Genomic DNA, 19768 nt, shown 5'->3' on the forward strand with positions numbered 1-19768 from the left:
GGCGCGGGCGGCTCCCGGTGTCCAGCGGTCGTCTCAGGCCCGGGTCGCCCACGCGTAACGGTGCTCGGGGCGGCCCGCCTCGCCGTACTTGAGCGTCAGTACGGCCCGTCCGGTGCGCTCCAGGAGCTTCAGATAGCGCTGCGCGGTCTGGCGGCTCACACCGGTCCGTTCGGCGATCTCCTGGGCGGAGAGCGGCCCCTCGGCCTTCAGCAGGCACTGGCGTACCAGCTCGACGGTAGTGGGGGAGTGGCCCTTGGGCAGTCCCGGCTCGGACGGAGCCGAAAGGGCGCCGAAGATCCGGTCGACCTCGGCCTGCTCCGCCTCGCCGCCACCGTCGAGGGTGCGGCGCAGTTCGGCGTACGCCTCCAGCTTGCCGCGCAGACCGGCGAAGGCGAACGGTTTCACCAGATACTGGAGCGCCCCCTGACGCATCGCCGCCTGCACGGTCGACACGTCCCGGGCCGCCGTCACCATGATCACGTCGGTCTGGCGTCCCCGTCGCCGCATCTCCTGGACGACCTCCAGACCGGTCCGGTCGGGCAGGTAGTGGTCCAGCAGGATCAGGTCCAGGCGGGGCAGCCGCTCCACCGCGCCCAGCGCCTCCAGCGCACTGTGCGCCTCACCGGCGACATGGAAGCCCGGCACCTTCTCGACGTACGCGGCGTTGACACGCGCGACCCGCGTGTCGTCGTCCACGACCAGAACCTCGATCATCGGGACTCCTCCTCGGCAGCGGTGGTCACAGGGGCGGTGAGGGCGGGTTCCGGGGCCGTCTCGGTCAGCGCCTCCGGAAGGACGACGACGAACTCCGCGCCCCCGCCGTACGCCTCCCCGACCGTCGCGCTGCCGCCCTGCCGCTCGGCCAGGCGGCGCACCAGCGGAAGTCCGATGCCACGCTCGCGGTGGGCCGGCGGCTCCTTGGTCGACCAGCCCGCGGTGAACACCAGCTCACGGTGGTCCGCCGCGATCCCGGGCCCGGTGTCGCGCACCGTGAGCGTGGCGGCGCGCCCCTCTGAGCGCAGTTCGACCTCCACGCGCGCGTGCGGTGACCCCGCGGCGGCGTCGAGGGCGTTGTCGACCAGGTTGCCGACGATCGTGACGAGCCCCCGGGGATCGACCAGACGGTCGGGCAACCGCGTCCCGTCCGAGACCCCCAGGGCGACTCCGCGTTCGGCCGCGACGGTGGCCTTGCCGACCAGCAGGGCTGCGAGCAGGGGGTCCTGGATCCGCTCGGTGATCTGTTCCGCGGTGACCCGGTGGTCGCCGACCACCTCGCCGACGAACTCCACGGCGTCGTCGTACATCTCCAGTTCGAGCAGGCCCAGCAGGGTGTGCATGCGATTGGCGTGCTCGTGGTCCTGCGCGCGCAGCGCGTCGATGAGGCCGCGCGTGGAGTCCAGCTCCCGGCCGAGCTGTTCCAGCTCGGTGCGGTCGCGCAGCGTGGCGACGGCGCCGCCGTCGTCGGTGGGCATCCGGTTGGCGACCAGGACCCGCTGGCCGCGTACGGTCAGCAGGTCGGTGCCGGTCACCCGGCCGGCCAGCACGTCGGCCGTGCGTCCCGCACCGAGCGCCTCGTCGGGGGAGCGGCCGACGGCCTCGCCACCGATGTCCAGCAGGCGCTGCGCCTCGTCGTTGAGCAGGCGCACCCGGCCGCCGCGGTCCAGGGCGACGACCCCCTCCCGGATGCCGTGCAGCATGGCCTCCCGTTCCGCCAGCAGCCCCGCGATGTCCGAGAAGGCCAGGTCCCGCGTCTGCCGCTGCACCCGGCGCGAGATGATCCAGGAGGCCAGGGCGCCGACGGCCAGCGCGCCGCCGGCGTACGCGAACAGGCCGGGAATGGCGTGGATCAGCCGCGCCCGGACGCTGTCGTAGGCGATACCCACCGAGACCGCCCCGACGATCTCGCCGTCGCCGTCGCGCAGAGGCACCTTCCCGCGGGCGGAGCGGCCCAGGGTGCCGTCGTCGATCTCCATCACCTCGCGCCCGGCCAGGGCCTGCCCGGGGTCCGTCGAGACGACCTCGCCGATGCGCTCCGGGTCCGTGTGCGACCAGCGCACGCCCTGCCGGTCCATCACGACCACGTACTCCGCCTTGGTGGCCTCCCGGACCCGCTCCGCCTCCCGCTGCACCGGACCGTTCGCCGTCGGCCGGGTGGTCCGCAGGTCCCGCACGACCTGCGGCTGCTGCGCGGTGGTCTGCGCGATCGCCAGCGCCCGGCGCATCGCCTGGTCGTCCAGCTGGTCGCCGAGCGGCGCCAGGAACAGACCGGTCGCGAGTACCGCGACGCCCGCGGCGATCGCCAGCTGCATCAGCAGCACCTGTGAGAACACCCGCCGCGGCAGGCCCAGGCGCAGTCGGCGTACGGGGGGAGTGGAGCTCATGGCCATGACGGTACGTGGGGGTGGTGGCCTGCCGTAGCGGGGTGTGGCACGTATCTCCCGTGAGGGGCGTGCGTCTCCCGTGGGGTCAGCTCGCCAGTGCCGCCGTCACCGGCAGTGCGCGCACCGCCGTGACCTCCATCCGCGCCGGTGAGCCCAGCACCGACGCCGCGCAGCTCTCCGGCCGCGGCGGCACGGACGCCCCTTGTACGACGGTGACCCGCCAGTGCCGGCCGTCGCGGTGGGCCAGGGTCACCTCCCAGCGCGGTGCGGCGCCGTCCGTCCGTACGACGGTCAGGGCCTGGGCCGTGTCCTCGCCGACGGCCGACCGCAGGGCCAGTTCGGCCGCCTGGCCGGGGCGCTCCCACGCGGAGTTCCCGCGGCAGCCCTCGATGACGATCCGGTCCTCCCGCGCGCCGTGCAGGATCTCCTTGACGGTGTGGGCCTGGACCCGGCCGTAGACGTATCCGTGGGGCAGCACGAGCACGGTCGGCGAGAAGCGGTGCCCGCCCAGGTGGGTGACCTCCCAGACGCCGTCGGCTCCGGAGGCGGCGAGTTCGGCCGCCAAGGGCCTGCCGAGGAGAGCGCAGCACCTGTCGCGCCTGCCGTTGGTGCAGACGAGGGCGAGCGGATCGCCCTCGTGGGGGCGGCCGTCCAGCACCGAGTCGAAGGCGCGGTGGTCGCCCCGGCCGAGTGCCGCGAAATCGAGGCCGAGCAGCCGACGGGGGTCCTTGATCGTGGTGCCGTGCAGCCACACGTTTCCCGGCACGGTGTGGGCCGCGTACACCCTGCGTGCGGTGGCCGTGCCCCGGTCCGCGTGGCGCCCGGGACGCCGCACGAGCGCGATGCGTACGCCCGTCCCCTTGGCCGCCGCCTCGAGGGCGCGCCCCAGCGCCGGGTCGAGGTGGCTCGAGGTGAGCGCCTTGGCGCCCCACGGGCCGGGCTGTTCGAGCAGCAGCCAGGTCCTCGCGACGGGTGCGGTGCCCGAAACGGGCTCGTCGAGGTCCCGGGAGACGGTTGAGCACGTACTCACAGAGGTGAGCCTAACCTGACTTGGCCCGCGGTGACTTCCAGCCGCGCCTGAGCACTACTCCGGCAGTGGCCGCGGCGGCCTCGGACCCGCGTACAGCCCACTCGGCCGCATCCGCAGCGGGCGCTCCCCGTACTCCTCCAGGGCATGCGCGATCCAGCCCGCCGTACGGGCCACGGCGAAGATCGTCTCGGCCGCGGTGGAGGCCATGCCGGAGGACACGGTGAGCACGGCGAGCGCCAGGTCGACATTGGCGTGCAGCGGGGTGTGGCGGGCGGCGGTGACCTGGACGTCCCGGGCCGCCGCGAGCGCGGGCGCCGCCCGGGGGACCTCCTCCAGGAGCGCGAACAGGGCACGCGCGCGTGGGTCCTCACCGGGGTAGAGCCGGTGGCCGAGCCCCGGGATGCGTCGGCCGGCCCGCAGCTCCTCCGCGACCACCGGCCCCGCGCTGCCCAGGTCGAGAACCTCCAGCAGCATCCGGTGCGCCAGCCCTCCGGCGGCGCCGTGCAGCGGACCCTCGATCACGCCGAGCCCGGCGGACACGGCGGCGTAGGCGTGCGCCCGCGCCGACGCGGCGACGCGCACGGCGAGCGTCGAGGCCGCCAGGTCGTGGTCGACGAGGAGGCCGAGCGCCGTGTCCAGCGCCTCCAGTGTCGGCTCGTCGGGCTCCTGCCCGCTGAGCCGGGTCCACAGTCGGTGGGCGATCGGGTCCTGGTCGTGTCCGTCGCGCAGTACGGGGGGAAGCGCGGCGACGAGGGTGGGGATGAGGATGCGCGCCGTGCCCAGCACCGCGTCCTCGGACAGGTCGAAGCGGAGCGGGTCCGTGACCGCCGCGGCGATCGCCGCGACGCGGAGCCGGTCCGCGGGCCCGGCGTGTTCGGGCAGGGCGTCGACGGCCCGGCGGGCGGCGGCCACGGAGGACTCGGGGGCCGAGAAAGCGGCGTCGGGGCGCAGCTCCCCGGTCCAGAGCCACTCGGCCACCTCCTCGTAGGTGTGGCGCGCGGCGAGTTCGACCGCGTCGACGCCCCGGTAGGAGAACCGGTCGTTCTCGATGAGTGTGAGGCGGGTGCGCACGGTCAGCTCCTGACCGGCGGCCGAGGCCGGGTTGGTGCCGCCGTCGCGCCGGTTGCGCCGGGCGAGGGCCCGCACCTCGTCGGCGTCGAAGGTGCTGCCCCGGGAGCCGGGCGCGCGTCGGCTGCCGAGCTGGCCGCGGCTGACGTACGCATACACGGTCTCGGGCTTCACCCCGAGCAGTTCGGCCGCCTCCCTGGTGGTCAGGCGCCGCTCGCCGGCTGCGGGGTGGTCGGGCTCGTGATCGCGCATGAGGTCACCGTATCGATCGAAGGCGGTCTGGGTTGAGTCGCCAACACTATGCATTGATTCAATCAATAGATTGACAGAGTTGTAGTCAAGTATGGACAGTTGAGTCAAGTTCAAGGAGGTAATCATGTCTGTCAACAGAACCGCAGCCGCGGCAACGCCCGTCGAGGTACCGCGCGGGCTCGCCGGTGTCGTCGTGGCCGACACCGAGGTCGGCGACGTGCGAGGACTCGAGGGGTTCTACCACTACCGCCAGTACTCGGCCGTCGAACTCGCCCGGAGCCGCGGCTTCGAAGACGTCTGGCATCTCCTGGTCCACGGGAAGCTCCCCGACGCGCGGAGCGGGGCCGCCTTCGCCGCCGAGACCGCGGCGCTGCGGCGGCTGCCCGACGCGGTGCGCGCCGCCCTGCCGGCCATCGCCGAGGCCGGTGGAGGCTCCGGTCCGCTCGCCGGCATGCGCACCGGCCTGTCCCTGCTGGGCGCGGCCCTGGGCCTCCGACCCGTGTACGACCTGTCGGTCGACCAGCGCCGGCAGGACACCCTGGTGGCCGCCGCGGCCGTACCGACGCTGCTGACCGCGCTGCACCGGCTGGGACGGGGACTCGAGCCGGTGGAGCCGCGCGAGGACCTCTCGTACGCCGCGAACTACCTGTACATGTTGACCGGCCAGGAACCGGACGAGGCGCGCACACGGGCGATCGAGCAGTACCTGATCTCCACCATCGATCACGGTTTCAACGCGTCGACCTTCACCGCGCGGGTCATCGCGTCGACGGGTGCGGATGTCGCGGCCTGCCTGGCCGGCGCGGTGTCGGCGTTGTCCGGCCCGCTGCACGGCGGCGCGCCCAGCAGGGCGCTGGACACCCTGGACGAGATCGGCACGCCCGACCGCGTCGACGCGTGGATCCGCGAGCGGGTGCTCGCGGGTGACCGCATCATGGGCTTCGGCCACGCGGTCTACCGCACGGAGGACCCGCGCTCACGGATGCTGCGTGAGGTGGCGCAGAGCTTCGGCGGCCCGCGCGTGGAGTTCGCCGTCGAGGTGGAACGGCAGGTCGAGGCGATCCTCGCGGAGCTGAAGCCGGGACGCGAACTGCACACCAACGTCGAGTTCTACGCGGGCGTGGTCATGGAGCTGTGCGGCCTGCCCCGGGAGATGTTCACTCCCACGTTCGCGGCGGCACGGGTGGTGGGATGGAGCGCGAACATTCTGGAGCAGGCGTCCGACTCCAAGATCATCCGTCCGGCGGCGAGGTATGTGGGGCCGGGAGCACCGGTCGGGGTCCCGGCGGTGGCCTGAGAAACACGAGCGGCCTGGTGCCGTTCGGGCGCCAGGCCTGGTCGGGGAGTGTCGAGCAAGGACGGGGTGCCGGGTTGCTCGCCGGGGGTGGGCCCGTGCGCCGTCGTCGGTGGGTACGGATACGGCCGGAGACACGGGACGGGGTCAGGCGTCGGGGATGTCCGCCTTGGCCCGGATGAGGGTCTCCCGGCTGACGACCACGATCCGTTCGTAGTCGGCACGGGAGGCATCGGCGGGAAGTTCCCCCTCCAGGGTCTCGGTCGCTTCGGTGCCGATGACGGCGAAGTTGCCGTCGCTCAGCTCGAAGAGGTCCGGACAGCTGGCTCCCGAGGTACTGCCGCGCGAGCTTGGAGGCACACCGATGCGGCGCACGATTTTCAAGGGGTACCGGTCCTTCTGGGTTGGCCATTGTGCTGGCAGCACGTTACTGGGATCGGTGGGGCCGGTGTGCCGTACGGGCGGAAGACACTCCCGAGAAGCGTGGCGGGTTGGGAGAGCCTCAGTCGGACGGAGGGGTGCCCACCACCCACCATTCGTCCGTGTCGGCTTCGTCCAGCTCCTTGAGGAGTCCGTCCACCATGCTGCCGACACGTGACTCGACGGACGTGGCCTTGAGCGACGCCCGCTGTTCCCTCGAAGCCTCCCAGTACTCCCGCATCAGGCGGGTCCGGAAAAGCTCGCGCAAGCGCCCGAACAACTCCTCCTGGTCCAGGACCCCCGCGTGGTGGAGGTGGTAGACGTTGACATACCACGCGTTCGCGTAGAAGAACTGACGCCGTTTCTGAGCCGGGATGCTCTTGTCGTACGTGTCGATGACCTCCGCCAGCGAAGGGTCGTCGATCGCCCGGGCCAGCAACTCCCAGTGCATGCGCTGCTGGTGCCGCAGCGCCTCGCGCCGGAGCGCGAGTTCCTCCAGCTGCAGCCGGCGCTCGTGCAGACGCGCCTTGTCCAGCCGTCGCTGCCGCGCGGCCAGCAGCATGCCGGCCGCGGCGGAGCCGAACCTCCCCGTGACGTTCTTCCGTGTGACCATGTCAACCCCCGAATCAGGCGACCGCCCGCCGGTCGTCGAATGCGGGTCGGCTGACGGGGACCGGCGAGCGATGGGTGGTGCTGCCACCTCCAGGGTGCCGAGCGGCGCTGATCGACGGGGAGGCGGAGAGGAGGCGCACGGAGGGAAGCGAGGGTCGCACGGTCCGGCGCCTTGGAAAACGTCTGCCCCGCGCACGCTGCTAACAATCGTTCACTTCGTGCCGACTGCGGCGGCTCGTATCCTGAGCAGGCAATTCCGTACGTGGATGTACGCCCTGCCGCCGGCCGGCGTACGCATGGGTGAGAGAGAGGTCGCACGGTGGGGCAGCGCTCGACTCCGCAGCAGATCCCGGTCGTCGTGCTCGCCGGATTCCTCGGCTCCGGGAAGACCACCCTGCTCAACCACCTCCTCCACCGCAGCGGAGGCAGCCGGATCGGCGCCGTCGTCAACGACTTCGGGTCGATCGAGATCGACGCGATGGCCGTCGCGGGTGCCCTCGGCGACTCCACCGTGTCCCTGGGCAACGGATGCCTGTGCTGTGCCGTCGACGCGAGTGAACTGGACGGGTACCTGGCACGCCTCGCCCGGCCCGAGGCAGGCATCGACGTCATCGTCATCGAGGCCAGCGGCCTCGCCGAACCGCAGGAACTGGTGCGCATGCTGCTTGCCAGCGAGCAACCGGGGATCGTCTACGGCGGGCTCGTCGAGGTCGTCGACGCCGCCGAGTTCGACGACACCCGCGCCAGGCACCCCGAGATCGACCGGCACCTGGCCCTCGCCGACCTGGTCGTGGTCAACAAGACCGACCGGGCCACCGATGCCGAGCGGGTGCTCGGCCTGGTGCACTCGCTCGTGGACGGCGCGGCCGTCGTACCCGCGACCTACGGCCGTATCGACCCCGAGTTCCTGTACGACTGCCGGCCCGGCGAGGAGCGCGTGGGGCAGCTGTCCTTCGACGACCTGCACGACCACTCCGAGGGCGACGCGCACTCCGACCACCTGCACGCCGCCTACGACACCCTGTCGTTCGTCTCCGGCCTCCCGCTGGACCCGCGCCGGCTCATGCGCTTCCTCGACAGCCGTTCCGAGGGCCTGTACCGGATCAAGGGGTACGTCGACTTCGGCCCGTACGACACGCGGAACCGGTACGCCGTCCACGCCGTCGGACGCTTCCTGCGCTTCTACCCGGAGCCCTGGACCTCGGCCGGTGCCGCCGAGGCGTCCGGCACCCCGGAGGCCGGCCGTACGCAGCTCGTCCTGATCGGCTCCGGCATCGACGCGGCGGCCCTTGGCGCGGAACTCGACGCGTGCCGCCGGGACGCCGACGCCCCACCCGCCGACGAACACGGCATGTGGGGCGTCCTGCGTTACGTGGCCGACGGCGAGGAGCCGCCGGCCACCCCCTAGACCGGGCCCGCCACCACCGACACCGTCTTGGGCAGCGACACGCCCGAGCCGTCGCGGCGCGGGTCGATGTCCGGGAGCTGGGCCGGCGTGCCGTTCTTCTGTGCGGCGAGGGCCGGGACGGCACCCGCCCAGGCGAAGGCCAGGCAGTCCTCGCCCTTCAGGAACCGCTGGCAGCGCACGCCGCCCGTCGCGCGCCCCTTGCGCGGGTACTGGTCGAACGGCGTGAGCTTGGCCGTGGTCTGCACGGAGTCGTCCAGCGTGCCGCGCGATCCGGCCACCGTGAAGACCACCGCGTCCGCCGCCGGATCCACCGCCGTGAAGGAGATGACCTTGGCGCCGTCGGCGAGCTTGACGCCCGCGACACCTCCCGCCGGACGGCCCTGCGGGCGGACCTGCGAGGCCTGGTAGCGCAGGAGCTGAGCGTCGTCCGTGATGAAGACCAGGTCCTCGTCACCGGTGCGCAACTCGGCCCCGCCGACGATGCGGTCGCCGTCCTTGAGGGCGATGACCTCCAACTCGTCCTTGTTGGACGGGTAGTCGGGCACCACCCGCTTGACGACGCCCTGTTCCGTGCCGAGCGCCAGCCCCGGCGAGGACTCGTCCAGCGTGGTCAGGCAGACCACGTCCTCGTCGTCCTCCAGGGACACGAACTCGGCCAGCGGCGCGCCGCCCGCGAGGTTCGGCGTCGGCATGGCCTCCGGGAGCTGGGGCAGGTCCACCACGTTCACCCGCAGCAGCCGCCCGCCGGACGTCACCACGCCCACCTCGCCGCGCGCCGTGGCCGGCACCGCCGAGACGATCAGGTCGTGCTTGAGGCGCTTGGCCCCGGCCTCCGTGACGAGAGGCTCGTCGTTCGCGGTGCGGGCCAGCAGGCCCGTCGACGACAGCAGCACGCGGCACGGGTCGTCCGCCACCTGGAGCGGCACGGCGGCGACCGGGGCGCCGCCCGACTCCAGCAGCGTCGTACGCCGGTCGGTGCCGAACTTCTTCGCCACCGCCGCCAGTTCGGCCGAGACCAGCTTGCGCAGCTCCGCGTCCGAGTCGAGGATCCGGGTCAGCTCCTCGATCTCCGCGTTCAGCCGGTCCTTCTCGGACTCCAGCTCGATGCGGTCGTACTTGGTGAGCCGGCGCAGCGGCGTGTCCAGGATGTACTGCGTCTGGACGTCGCTCAGCGAGAAGCGCTCCATCAGGCGCTGCTTGGCCTGCGCGGAATTCTCGCTGGAGCGGATGAGGCGGATGACCTCGTCGATGTCGACCAGGGCGGTGAGCAGGCCCTCCACCAGGTGCAGCCGGTCGCGCTTCTTGCTGCGGCGGAACTCGCTGCGGCGCCTGACGACCGTGAAGCGGTGGTCGAGATAGACCTCCAGCAGCTCCTTGAGGCCCAGGGTGAGGGGCTGGCCGTCGACCAGGGCGACGTTGTTGATGCCGAAGGACTCCTCCATGGCCGTCAGCTTGTAGAGCTGCTCCAGGACCGCCTCCGGCACGAAGCCGTTCTTGATCTCGATGACCAGGCGCAGTCCGTGGGCGCGGTCGGTGAGGTCCTTGACGTCCGCGATGCCCTGGATCTTCTTCGCGCCGACCAGGTCCTTGATCTTCGAGATGACCTTCTCCGGGCCGACCGCGAAGGGCAGCTCGGTGACGACGAGACCCTTGCGGCGGGCCGTCACCGTCTCCACGGACACCGTCGCGCGGATCTTGAAGGTGCCGCGGCCCGTCTCGTACGCGTCCCGGATGCCGGGCAGGCCGACGATGCGGCCGCCGGTGGGCAGGTCGGGGCCCGGCACGTGCTTCATCAGCGCGTCCAGGTCGGCGTTCGGGTACCGGATCAGATGCCGGGCCGCCGAGATCACCTCGCGCAGATTGTGCGGCGGCATGTTCGTGGCCATGCCGACCGCGATGCCCGAGGCGCCGTTGACCAGCAGGTTCGGGAAGGCGGCGGGCAGGGCCACCGGCTCCTGCTCCTGGCCGTCGTAGTTCGGGGCGAAGTCGACGGTGTCCTCGTCGATGGACTCCGTCATCAGGCCGGCGGCCTCGGCCATCCGGCATTCGGTGTAGCGCATGGCGGCCGGCGGGTCGTCGTTGCCCAGCGAGCCGAAGTTGCCGTGGCCGTCGACCAGGGGCACGCGCATCGAGAACGACTGCGCCATGCGGACCAGGGCGTCGTAGATCGACGCGTCGCCGTGCGGGTGCAGCTTGCCCATGACCTCGCCGACGACGCGGGCGCACTTCACGTAGCTGCGCTCGGGCCGCAGGCCCATCTCGTTCATCTGGTAGACGATGCGCCGGTGCACCGGCTTGAGGCCGTCGCGGGCGTCCGGCAGCGCACGGGAGTAGATGACCGAGTACGCGTACTCGAGGAAGGAGCCCTGCATCTCGTCGACGACGTCGATGTCGAGGATCTTCTCCTCGTACGAGTCGTCGGGCGGCGGGGTCTTCGTGCTACGGCGGGCCATCGCTGCCGGCTCCTTGCTGAAGCGTGAACGGTGATCTGACGCCGTCCATTGTGGACTGCGGCACTGACAGCGACCGACCAGGACCCGTCACGGGCTGCCGGCCCGGCGCTGCCCGCAGGGTACGCCCTTGTCCGGCGGCACCGGTCCGCGCAGTCGTCCCCGGCGGCCCGTCAACCGCGTTCTCGCTCTCGGCGTACGAGGCCCGGGAACTCCACCGGTGTCCCGCACGCTTGCATACAGTGGCAGGATCGGCGGAATTCCGCAGTTCCGCCCACTGATTCCCCCCGGTGGTTCACCCAGTGGTCCCACCAGATATTTCGCGATCGAAGGGACGTACATGCCCATGGGTCACACGGCCACAGCCCAGGCAGGCTCCGGCGGCCTGACAGCGACCGAGCACCGCCTGGCCAACGGCCTGCGCGTGGTGCTCTCCGAGGACCACCTGACCCCGGTCGCGGCGGTGTGCCTCTGGTACGACGTCGGCTCGCGCCACGAGGTCAAGGGACGCACCGGCCTGGCTCACCTTTTCGAGCACCTCATGTTCCAGGGCTCCGCCCAGGTCAAGGGCAACGGCCACTTCGAGCTGGTGCAGGGCGCCGGCGGCTCGCTCAACGGCACCACCAGCTTCGAGCGGACCAACTACTTCGAGACCATGCCCGCCCACCAGCTGGAGCTCGCCCTCTGGCTGGAGGCCGACCGCATGGGCTCCCTGCTGGCCGCCCTGGACGAGGAGTCCATGGAGAACCAGCGGGACGTCGTCAAGAACGAACGCCGCCAGCGCTACGACAACGTCCCCTACGGCACCGCCTTCGAGAAGCTGACCGCCCTCGCCTACCCGGAGGGCCACCCGTACCACCACACCCCGATCGGCTCGATGGCCGACCTGGACGCGGCGACCCTGGAGGACGCGCGCGCGTTCTTCCGCACCTACTACGCGCCCAACAACGCGGTGCTCTCGGTCGTCGGCGACATCGACCCCGAGCAGACCCTCGCCTGGATCGAGAAGTACTTCGGCTCCATCGCCTCGCACGACGGCAAGCAGCCGCCCCGGGACGGTGCGCTGCCCGACGTCATGGGCGAGCAGCTGCGCGAGATCGTGGAGGAGGAGGTCCCGGCCCGCGCGCTGATGGCGGCCTACCGCCTGCCGGAGGACGGCACGCGCGCGTGCGACGCGGCCGACCTGGCCCTGACCGTCCTGGGCGGCGGCGAGTCGTCCCGCCTGTACAACCGGCTCGTGCGCCGCGACCGCACCGCCGTCGCCGCCGGCTTCGGCCTGCTGCGGCTCGCCGGGGCGCCCTCCCTGGGCTGGCTGGACGTGAAGACGTCCGGCGACGTCGAGGTGCCGGTCATCGAGACCGCCATCGACGAGGAGCTGGCCCGGTTCGCCGAGGAGGGCCCCACGGCCGAGGAGATGGAGCGCGCCCAGGCCCAGCTCGAGCGCGAGTGGCTGGACCGCCTGGGCACGGTCGCCGGCCGCGCCGACGAACTGTGCCGGTACGCCGTCCTGTTCGGCGACCCGCAGCTCGCCCTCACCGCCGTCAAGCGGGTGCTCGAGGTGACCGCGGAGGAGGTCCAGGAGGTCGCCAAGGCCCGCCTGCGACCCGACAACCGCGCGGTGCTCGTCTACGAGCCCACCGCCCCCGCCGGCGAGACCGACGCCGACGAGACGACCGTCACCGTCTCCGTGCCCGACGCCACCGAAGAGAACGAGGAGGCGGCCAAGTGACCGAGCTCGCCACCATGGAATTCCACGCGCAGCCGCAGGCCGGCGAGCCCAAGCCCTGGGCGTTCCCCGCTCCCGAGCGCGGCAGCCTCGGCAACGGCCTGACGGTGCTGCGCTGCCATCGCCCCGGCCAGCAGGTCGTCGCCGTCGAGGTGCTCCTCGACGCCCCCCTGGACGCCGAGCCGGCCGGCCTCGACGGCGTCGCCACCATCATGGCGCGCGCCTTCTCCGAGGGCACCGACAAGCACTCCGCCGAGGACTTCGCCGCAGAGCTGGAGCGCTGCGGCGCCACCCTGGACGCGCACGCCGACCACCCCGGCGTCCGGCTGAGCCTGGAGGTGCCCGCCTCGCGCCTCGCCAAGGCCCTCGGCCTGCTCGCCGACGCCCTCAGGGCGCCCGCCTTCGCGGACGGCGAGGTCGAACGACTGGTGCGCAACCGGCTCGACGAGATCCCGCACGAGCTGGCCAATCCCTCCCGGCGCGCCGCCAAGGAGCTCTCCAAGGAGCTGTTCCCGGCCGACGCGCGCATGTCGCGCCCGCGCCAGGGCACCGAGGAGACGGTCGAGGCCATCGACTCGGCGGCCGTACGCGCCTTCTACGAGCGGCACGTCCGCCCCGCCACGGCCACCGCGGTGGTCGTCGGCGACCTCACCGGCGTCGACCTCGACGCGCTGCTCGGCGACACACTGGGCGCGTGGACCGGTTCGGCCGCCGAGCCGCGCCCCGTGCCCCCGGTGACCGCCGACGACCGCGGCAGGGTCGTCATCGTGGACCGTCCGGGAGCCGTCCAGACACAGCTGCTGATCGGCCGCACCGGCGCCGACCGGCACGACCGCGTGTGGCCCGCGCAGGTGCTCGGCACCTACTGCCTGGGCGGCACCCTCACCTCGCGCCTGGACCGCGTCCTGCGCGAGGAGAAGGGCTACACCTACGGCGTACGGGCGTTCGGCCAGGTCCTGCGTTCCGCGCCGGACGGCACGGGCGCCGCGATGCTCGCCATCAGCGGATCCGTCGACACCCCCAACACCGGTCCCGCCCTGGACGACCTGTGGACGGTGCTGCGCAAGCTCGCCGCGGAGGGGCTCACCGACGGCGAGCGCGACGTGGCCGTGCAGAACCTGGTGGGCGTGGCGCCGCTGAAGTACGAGACGGCGGCGGCCGTGGCGAGCACCCTGGCCGACCAGGTCGAGCAGCACCTGCCCGACGACTTCCAGGCCGCGCTCTACCGTCAACTGACCGCCACGGGCACCGTGGAGGCCACCGCGGCAGTCGTGAACGCCTTCCCGGTGGACCGCCTCGTGACGGTCCTCGTCGGCGACGCGGCGCAGATCAAGGAGCCCGTCGAGGCCCTCGGCATCGGCGAAGTCACCGTGGTGGCGGCCGAGTAGCGGCACGCACGTGCGGCGGCCCTGGTGACCGGTGTGTCACCAGGGCCGCCGTTTGTCCGAATTGGGGGAGTGGTTGCCCGTCTGCCCTGTGGCGTGCGCTACAAAAGGCCTGTTGCGTTTGGGGATTGAACACAGCCGCGTTTAGCGTCGTCCGGGCTGTTCGTCAGGCAGTGCGCCGCATCCGCGGCACCGGACAGTCATCGCCGAGTCCCCGTACGGCGCGAGCCAGGGGAGCCGGGGACCCATCGCAGTCCCTGGGGTGAATCGGACGCCCGCGCGCACCGCGAGGGGGTCCGTAGGAGACCTTCCACCTCCGAACCCGTCAGCTAACCCGGTAGGCGAGAGGGAAGGAAAGGACAAGCCTCTACATGGCGTTCACGCGCGCCACCGGGAAGCACCGCCGTACCGGCCGGGTGCACCGCACCACCGCCCGCGCGGCGGGGGTCGCGGCCCTCGCCACCACCGGCGTGGTCGGCACCCTCGCGGCACCGGCGCTCGCCGCCGAGCCCGAGGTGGAGCAGACCGGGCTCACCCCGGTCGTCACCATCGGCGACTCCATAGCCGACGAGATCGACGCCCAGGCCCTCGCGCAGAAGCAGGCGGCCGCGGACGCCGCCGCCCGCGAGGCGGCCCAGGAGGCGGCCCGTGAGCGGGCGGCCGAGGCGGCCGAGGAGGCGCGCGAGGCCAAGGAGCGCGCCGCGCGGGAGGCGGAACGCGAGCGCCTCAACACCTTCGTCGCGCCGATCACCGCCTCGTACGTCTCCACCGCCTACCAGGCCGGCAGCTCACTGTGGTCCTCGGGCAGCCACACCGGCATCGACTTCCACGCCTCCAGCGGCACGTCCGTGCACTCCGTCGGCGTCGGCACCGTCGTCGAGGCCGGCTGGGGCGGGGCGTACGGCAACCAGGTCGTGATCAGGATGCACGACGGCACGTACACGCAGTACGGGCACCTGTCGTCCATCGGCGTCTCGGTCGGCGAGTCGGTCGAGCCCGGCCGGCAGATCGGCGTCTCGGGTGCCACCGGCAACGTCACCGGACCGCACCTGCACTTCGAGGCCCGTACGAGCCCCGAATACGGTTCGGACATGGACCCCGTCGCCTATCTCCGCTCCCACGGCGTGAACGTCTGACGGCAACGTCTGACGGCGTGACCGAAAGCCCCGGCCTCCCGAGCCGGGGCTTTTTGTATTCCCGGTCCGCCGGATTGGCCTAGAGTCGCTGAATACACGTCAATCGTCGACGACGTTTCACGGGGATCGAGGCGGAGGTCGGTCATGCGTATTCCGGCGCATTCGGTGTGCACGGCGATTCGGGACGACATCGTGGCCGGCGTCCACGGACGCGGGAGCCGGCTCACCGAGGAGATCCTCGCCCGCCGCTACGGCGTCTCCCGCGTCCCCGTCCGCGAGGCCCTGCGCACGCTGGAGGCGGAGGGCTTCGTGGTGACCCGGCGGCACGCGGGCGCGTGCGTCGCGGAGCCGACCGAGCGGGAGGCCGCCGACCTGCTGGAGACGCGCGCGCTCCTGGAGCCGCTCGGGGCCTCCCGGGCCGCGCGCCGGCGCACCGACGCCCACCTCAAGGTGTTGCGCGGTCTGGTCAGGCTGGGGCAGGAACGGGCCAGGCAGGGGGCGGGCGAGGAGTTGCGCTCCCTGGGCGGCTGGTTCCACGAGACCCTCGCACGGGCGGCCGACAGCCCCTCCCTGGCGGCACTGCTGACCCAGCTGCGCCACAAGATCGCCTGGATGTACGTCGTCGAGTCTCCGGTCGGGCCGGTGGAGCACTGGGCGGAACACGGCGCGATCACCGACGCGGTGGCCCGGGGCGACGGCGAACGCGCGCGGGCGCTCATGACGCTGCACACCGCGCGGTCGGCAGCGCGACACCGGCTGCGATTCGCCTCCGGCGACGGGGCGGAGCGTGTGAGGAATGCGCAACACTCCGTAAATGTGGCGGATGTGCTGCAGTAACACGAGTGCCGTAGAAAAGGACGGGGAATTCCGGGCTGCTTTTCCGTCGCGGCCGAAAAGGGTATTCGAAAGAGAATGGACGAAAGGCCCGTCCGGTGCTCCCGGCGGGCCTTTCGGTGCTGCTGTCCCGTCCGTCAGACGGTCTCGGGAAGCTCCTCGAGCCCCTCGGTGACCAGCTTCGCCAGCCGGTCCAGGGCCGCCTCCGCGCCCTCGGCGTCGGAGGCGAGGACGATCTCCTCGCCTCCCTGGGCGCCGAGGCCGAGGACGGCCAGCATGGAGGCCGCGTTGACGGGGGACCCGTCGGCCTTGGAGATCGTCACCGGGACGCCTGTGGCCGTGGCGGCTCGGACGAAGATGGAGGCGGGGCGGGCGTGGAGACCCTCGGCCCAGCCGACGTTGACGCGGCGCTCAGCCATGTGATGCTGCCCTTCAGGTGTTCAGAGGGGTTGAAGTTGTCTAGACCAGTCTTGTCTAGACCAGTTTCCCACATCGTGAAGCAAGCCGGGACGACCACGTGGGGCCGCCCCGTACGGGTCTCGGACCGCGGCCTCGGTCCGAGCTTGTGTCCCCCACAGAGTGCCCCGCGCCGTTGTCGTACGCGAGCCGTACTCTGGGGCCCATGCAGACCTCGTCGGACCGGCACGAGTACCCCGCCCACTGGGAAGCCGACGTGGTGCTGCGCGACGGCGGCACCGCGCGCGTCCGCCCCATCACCGTCGACGACGCCGAGCGCCTGGTCAGCTTCTACGAGCAGGTTTCCGACGAGTCGAAGTACTACCGCTTCTTCGCGCCGTACCCTCGCCTGTCCGCCAAGGACGTCCACCGCTTCACGCACCACGACTTTGTGGACCGGGTGGGACTCGCGGCCACCGTCGGCGGCGAGTTCATCGCCACCGTACGCTACGACCGGATCGGCGCCGGCGGAACACCCGCCACCGCGCCGGCCGACGAGGCCGAGGTCGCCTTCCTCGTCCAGGACGCCCACCAGGGCCGCGGCGTCGCCTCCGCCCTCCTGGAGCACATCGCCGCCGTCGCCCGCGAGCGGGGCATCCGCCGCTTCGCCGCCGAGGTGCTGCCCGCCAACAACAAGATGATCAAAGTCTTCATGGACGCCGGGTACACCCAGAAGCGGAGCTTCGAGGACGGGGTGGTCCGCCTGGAGTTCGATCTCGAACCCACCGACCGCTCGCTGGCCGTGCAGTACGCGCGCGAGCACCGCGCGGAGGCCCGGTCCGTCCAGCGCCTGCTGCAGCCCGGCTCGGTCGCGGTCGTCGGCGCCGGCCGCACCCCGGGCGGCGTCGGCCGCAGCGTCCTCGGCAACATCCGGGACGGGGGCTACACGGGGCGCCTGTACGCGGTGAACAGGGCCTTCCCCGAGGACATGAAGGAGCTCGACGGGGTTCCGGCGTGCCGCTCCGTGCGCGACATCGACGGGCCCGTCGACCTCGCCGTGGTCACCGTGCCCGCCGAACACGTCCCGGACGTCGTCACCGCGTGCGGCGAGCACGGGGTGCAGGGGCTGGTGGTGATCTCCGCCGGATACGCCGACAGCGGCCCCGACGGACGCGAACGCCAGCGCGCGCTCGTGCGGCACGCGCGCACGTACGGCATGCGCATCATCGGACCCAACGCCTTCGGGATCATCAACACCTCCCCGGACGTGCGGCTCAACGCCTCCCTCGCCCCCGAGATGCCGCGCCCCGGCCGGATCGGCCTGTTCGCCCAGTCCGGCGCCATCGGCATCGCCCTGCTCTCCCGGCTGCACCGGCGCGGCGGCGGGGTCACCGGCGTCACCGGCGTGTCCACCTTCGTCTCCTCCGGCAACCGCGCCGACGTCTCCGGCAACGACGTCCTCCAGTACTGGTACGACGACCCGGAGACCGACGTCGCGCTGATGTACCTGGAGTCCATCGGCAACCCGCGCAAGTTCACCCGCCTGGCGCGGCGCACGGCGGCCGCCAAGCCCCTGGTCGTGGTGCAGGGCGCCCGGCACGGCGGCGTGGCACCCCAGGGGCACGCCGTACGCGCGACGCGGCTGCCCCACGCGACGGTCTCCGCGCTGCTGCGGCAGGCCGGCGTGATCCGGGTCGACACCATCACCGACCTGGTCGACGCGGGGCTGCTCCTCGCCCGCCAGCCGCTGCCCGCCGGACCGAGGGTGGCCATCCTGGGCAACTCCGAGTCCCTGGGACTGCTCACGTACGACGCGTGCCTCTCCGAGGGCCTGCGCCCGCAGCCCCCGCTGGACCTGACGACCGCCGCCTCGGCCGACGACTTCCACGCGGCCCTGGCCGGGGCCCTGGCCGACGACACGTGCGACGCGGTCGTGGTGACCGCCATCCCGACGGTGGGGGAGGGGGCGGCCGGGGACGCCGCGCTGGCGGAGGCCCTGCGCTCGGCGGCGGCCGAGGTCCCCACCAAGCCCGTCCTCGTGGTCCACGTGGAGCTGGGCGGCCTGGCGGAGGCCCTGTCCGCGGCGGCGAGCACGGCCCCGCAGACGGTTCAGGGCACCGCGTCCCAGGCCGCCCCGGGCACCGCCTCCCAGACGGCTCGGGGGGCCGCCTCCCAAGCGGCTCCGAGCACGGCCTCCCCGCCCGAGCCGGGTGCCGTGTCGCAGGCCGCCCCGGGCGGCACGGCTTCCCGAACCACGCAGGGCGCCGCTCCCGGGCCCGCCGATCAGCCCGCGTCCGGCCCCTCCGGCCCCTCCGGCCCCTCCGGCCCCTCCGGTCCGTCCGGTCCGCCCCGCCCGTCCACCGCCTCGGCCCGGCCGCCGTCCGCCGTCCGGGCCCCGGAGGGGGCCCACCTCATCCCCGCCTACCCCGCCGCCGAGCGTGCCGTCCGCGCCCTCGGTGAGGCGGTCGCCTACGCCCAGTGGCGGCGCGAGGCCGCCGACCCCGGCAGGGTGCCGGAGTACGAGGACATCGACGAGAAGGGCGCCGCACAGCAGATAGCGGGGCACCTCGCGCGCGGGCAGGGGCTCACCCTGGGCAGCCAGGAGACCTGCGACCTGCTCGGCCGGTACGGCGTCCACGTCCACCGCGCCCTGCCCGCAGCCACCCCCGACGACGCCGCGGCCGCCGCGCGGACGATCGGCTACCCGGTGGCCCTCAAGGCCACCGCCCCGCACCTGCGCCACCGCGCCGACCTGGGCGGCGTACGCCTCGACCTCGCGGACGAGGAGCAACTGCGCCGGGCCTACGCCGAATTGACCGAGCTGTTCGGGAAGCCCGCGGAGCTGCGCCCGGTGGTGCAGGGCATGGCCCCGCGCGGCGTCGACACCGTCGTACGTGCGGTCATCGACCCGGCGGCCGGCGCGGTGCTCTCCTTCGGCCTCGCCGGCGCCGCCACCCAGCTGCTCGGCGACATGGCGCACCGGCTGATCCCGGTCACCGACCGGGACGCCACCTCGCTCATCCGCTCGGTCCGCACGGCCCCCCTCCTCTTCGGCTGGCGGGGCTCGGCCCCGGTCGACGCCGCCGCCCTCGAAGAGCTGCTGCTGCGGGTCTCCCGGCTGGTCGACGACCACCCGGAGGTCGTCGCGGTCACCCTGGAGCCCGTCGTGGTCGCCCCGCACGGCCTGAGCGTCCTCGGCGCCTCCGTCCGCCTCGCGCCCCCTCCCGCCAGGGACGACCTGGGCCCGCGGACCCTGCCGGCCTACTGACCCGCCCCGCCCCGTACCCGCCCGTACCAGGCCCGGTGCCCGCGCCGGGTATGCCCCGGGACGGGTACCGCAGGAGCGTCCCTCGCAGTCAGTGGGTCCCCGTAGGAT

The 19768-nt window shown here is 72.7% G+C and carries 15 protein-coding genes and 1 riboswitch; of the genes, 7 read left to right on the forward strand and 8 right to left on the reverse strand.

The annotated features are described in order from the left end of the window. Positions 1-33 precede the first annotated feature (33 nt). The 4 genes from C4J65_RS26085 to C4J65_RS26100 form a co-directional block, all read right to left on the reverse strand. Entirely contained in the window at positions 34-714 is a 681-nt protein-coding gene (locus C4J65_RS26085; RefSeq protein ID WP_115744580.1) for a response regulator, read from the reverse strand. After that, a complete protein-coding gene (locus C4J65_RS26090; protein ID WP_115746631.1) occupies positions 711-2381 on the reverse strand; it encodes a sensor histidine kinase in 1671 nt (556 codons plus the stop codon). Before C4J65_RS26090 ends, C4J65_RS26085 begins: the two co-directional genes overlap by 4 nt. 85 nt (positions 2382-2466) lie before the next feature. Further along, positions 2467-3411 (reverse strand): sucrase ferredoxin, encoded by a 945-nt coding sequence (locus C4J65_RS26095; RefSeq protein ID WP_115744581.1) that lies wholly within the window; start codon positions 3409-3411, stop codon positions 2467-2469. 54 nt (positions 3412-3465) lie between these two features. Further along, entirely contained in the window at positions 3466-4731 is a 1266-nt protein-coding gene (locus C4J65_RS26100) for a citrate synthase (RefSeq protein ID WP_115744582.1), read from the reverse strand. Between the two features lie 124 nt (positions 4732-4855). On the opposite strand from C4J65_RS26100, the gene C4J65_RS26105 reads away from it, so the two are divergent. After that, the gene (locus C4J65_RS26105) at positions 4856-6028 is read left to right on the forward strand and encodes a citrate synthase/methylcitrate synthase (RefSeq protein WP_115744583.1); all 1173 of its coding nucleotides are present in this window, start codon (positions 4856-4858) and stop codon (positions 6026-6028) included. Positions 6029-6172: 144 nt separating this feature from the next. On the opposite strand, the gene C4J65_RS26110 is transcribed toward C4J65_RS26105, so the two are convergent. Continuing rightward, the gene (locus C4J65_RS26110; RefSeq protein WP_115744584.1) at positions 6173-6409 is read right to left on the reverse strand and encodes a hypothetical protein; all 237 of its coding nucleotides are present in this window, start codon (positions 6407-6409) and stop codon (positions 6173-6175) included. 118 nt (positions 6410-6527) lie between these two features. Then, positions 6528-7058 (reverse strand): DUF6082 family protein, encoded by a 531-nt coding sequence (locus tag C4J65_RS26115; protein ID WP_162833354.1) that lies wholly within the window; start codon positions 7056-7058, stop codon positions 6528-6530. A gap of 318 nt (positions 7059-7376) precedes the next feature. Here C4J65_RS26115 and C4J65_RS26120 point away from each other — a divergent pair, with 318 nt between their 5' ends. Further along, positions 7377-8465, forward strand: a complete 1089-nt coding sequence (locus C4J65_RS26120; RefSeq protein ID WP_115744586.1) for a GTP-binding protein — start codon at positions 7377-7379, stop codon at positions 8463-8465. On the opposite strand, the gene C4J65_RS26125 is transcribed toward C4J65_RS26120, so the two are convergent. Next, the gene (locus C4J65_RS26125; protein WP_115744587.1) at positions 8462-10918 is read right to left on the reverse strand and encodes a DNA topoisomerase IV subunit A; all 2457 of its coding nucleotides are present in this window, start codon (positions 10916-10918) and stop codon (positions 8462-8464) included. The genes C4J65_RS26120 and C4J65_RS26125 overlap by 4 nt on opposite strands. A gap of 337 nt (positions 10919-11255) precedes the next feature. Between C4J65_RS26125 and C4J65_RS26130 the strand changes: the two genes are divergently transcribed. From C4J65_RS26130 to C4J65_RS26145, 4 genes are all read left to right on the forward strand, one after another. Next, the gene (locus tag C4J65_RS26130) at positions 11256-12644 is read left to right on the forward strand and encodes a pitrilysin family protein (RefSeq protein ID WP_115744588.1); all 1389 of its coding nucleotides are present in this window, start codon (positions 11256-11258) and stop codon (positions 12642-12644) included. Next, on the forward strand, positions 12641-14029 hold the full coding sequence (locus C4J65_RS26135) for a pitrilysin family protein (protein WP_115744589.1): 1389 nt from the start codon (positions 12641-12643) through the stop codon (positions 14027-14029). Before C4J65_RS26130 ends, C4J65_RS26135 begins: the two co-directional genes overlap by 4 nt. 191 nt (positions 14030-14220) lie before the next feature. Beyond that, positions 14221-14385: riboswitch (cyclic di-AMP (ydaO/yuaA leader) on the forward strand. Between the two features lie 12 nt (positions 14386-14397). Continuing rightward, positions 14398-15162, forward strand: a complete 765-nt coding sequence (locus tag C4J65_RS26140; protein ID WP_115744590.1) for a M23 family metallopeptidase — start codon at positions 14398-14400, stop codon at positions 15160-15162. A gap of 144 nt (positions 15163-15306) precedes the next feature. After that, positions 15307-15999, forward strand: coding sequence for a GntR family transcriptional regulator (locus tag C4J65_RS26145; RefSeq protein WP_115744591.1), 693 nt, complete (start codon positions 15307-15309; stop codon positions 15997-15999). A 134-nt stretch (positions 16000-16133) separates the two neighbouring features. Here the strand turns inward: C4J65_RS26145 and C4J65_RS26150 are convergent, their stop codons facing one another. Beyond that, positions 16134-16415: an HPr family phosphocarrier protein gene (locus C4J65_RS26150; RefSeq protein WP_115744592.1), complete on the reverse strand. Its 282-nt coding sequence runs from the start codon at positions 16413-16415 to the stop codon at positions 16134-16136. A 203-nt stretch (positions 16416-16618) separates the two neighbouring features. Here C4J65_RS26150 and C4J65_RS26160 point away from each other — a divergent pair, with 203 nt between their 5' ends. Next, positions 16619-19660 (forward strand): bifunctional GNAT family N-acetyltransferase/acetate--CoA ligase family protein, encoded by a 3042-nt coding sequence (locus tag C4J65_RS26160; protein WP_115744593.1) that lies wholly within the window; start codon positions 16619-16621, stop codon positions 19658-19660. Positions 19661-19768 lie beyond the last annotated feature (108 nt).

The sequence above is a fragment of the Streptomyces sp. CB09001 genome (genome assembly GCF_003369795.1).
Classification (GTDB): Bacteria; Actinomycetota; Actinomycetes; order Streptomycetales; family Streptomycetaceae; genus Streptomyces.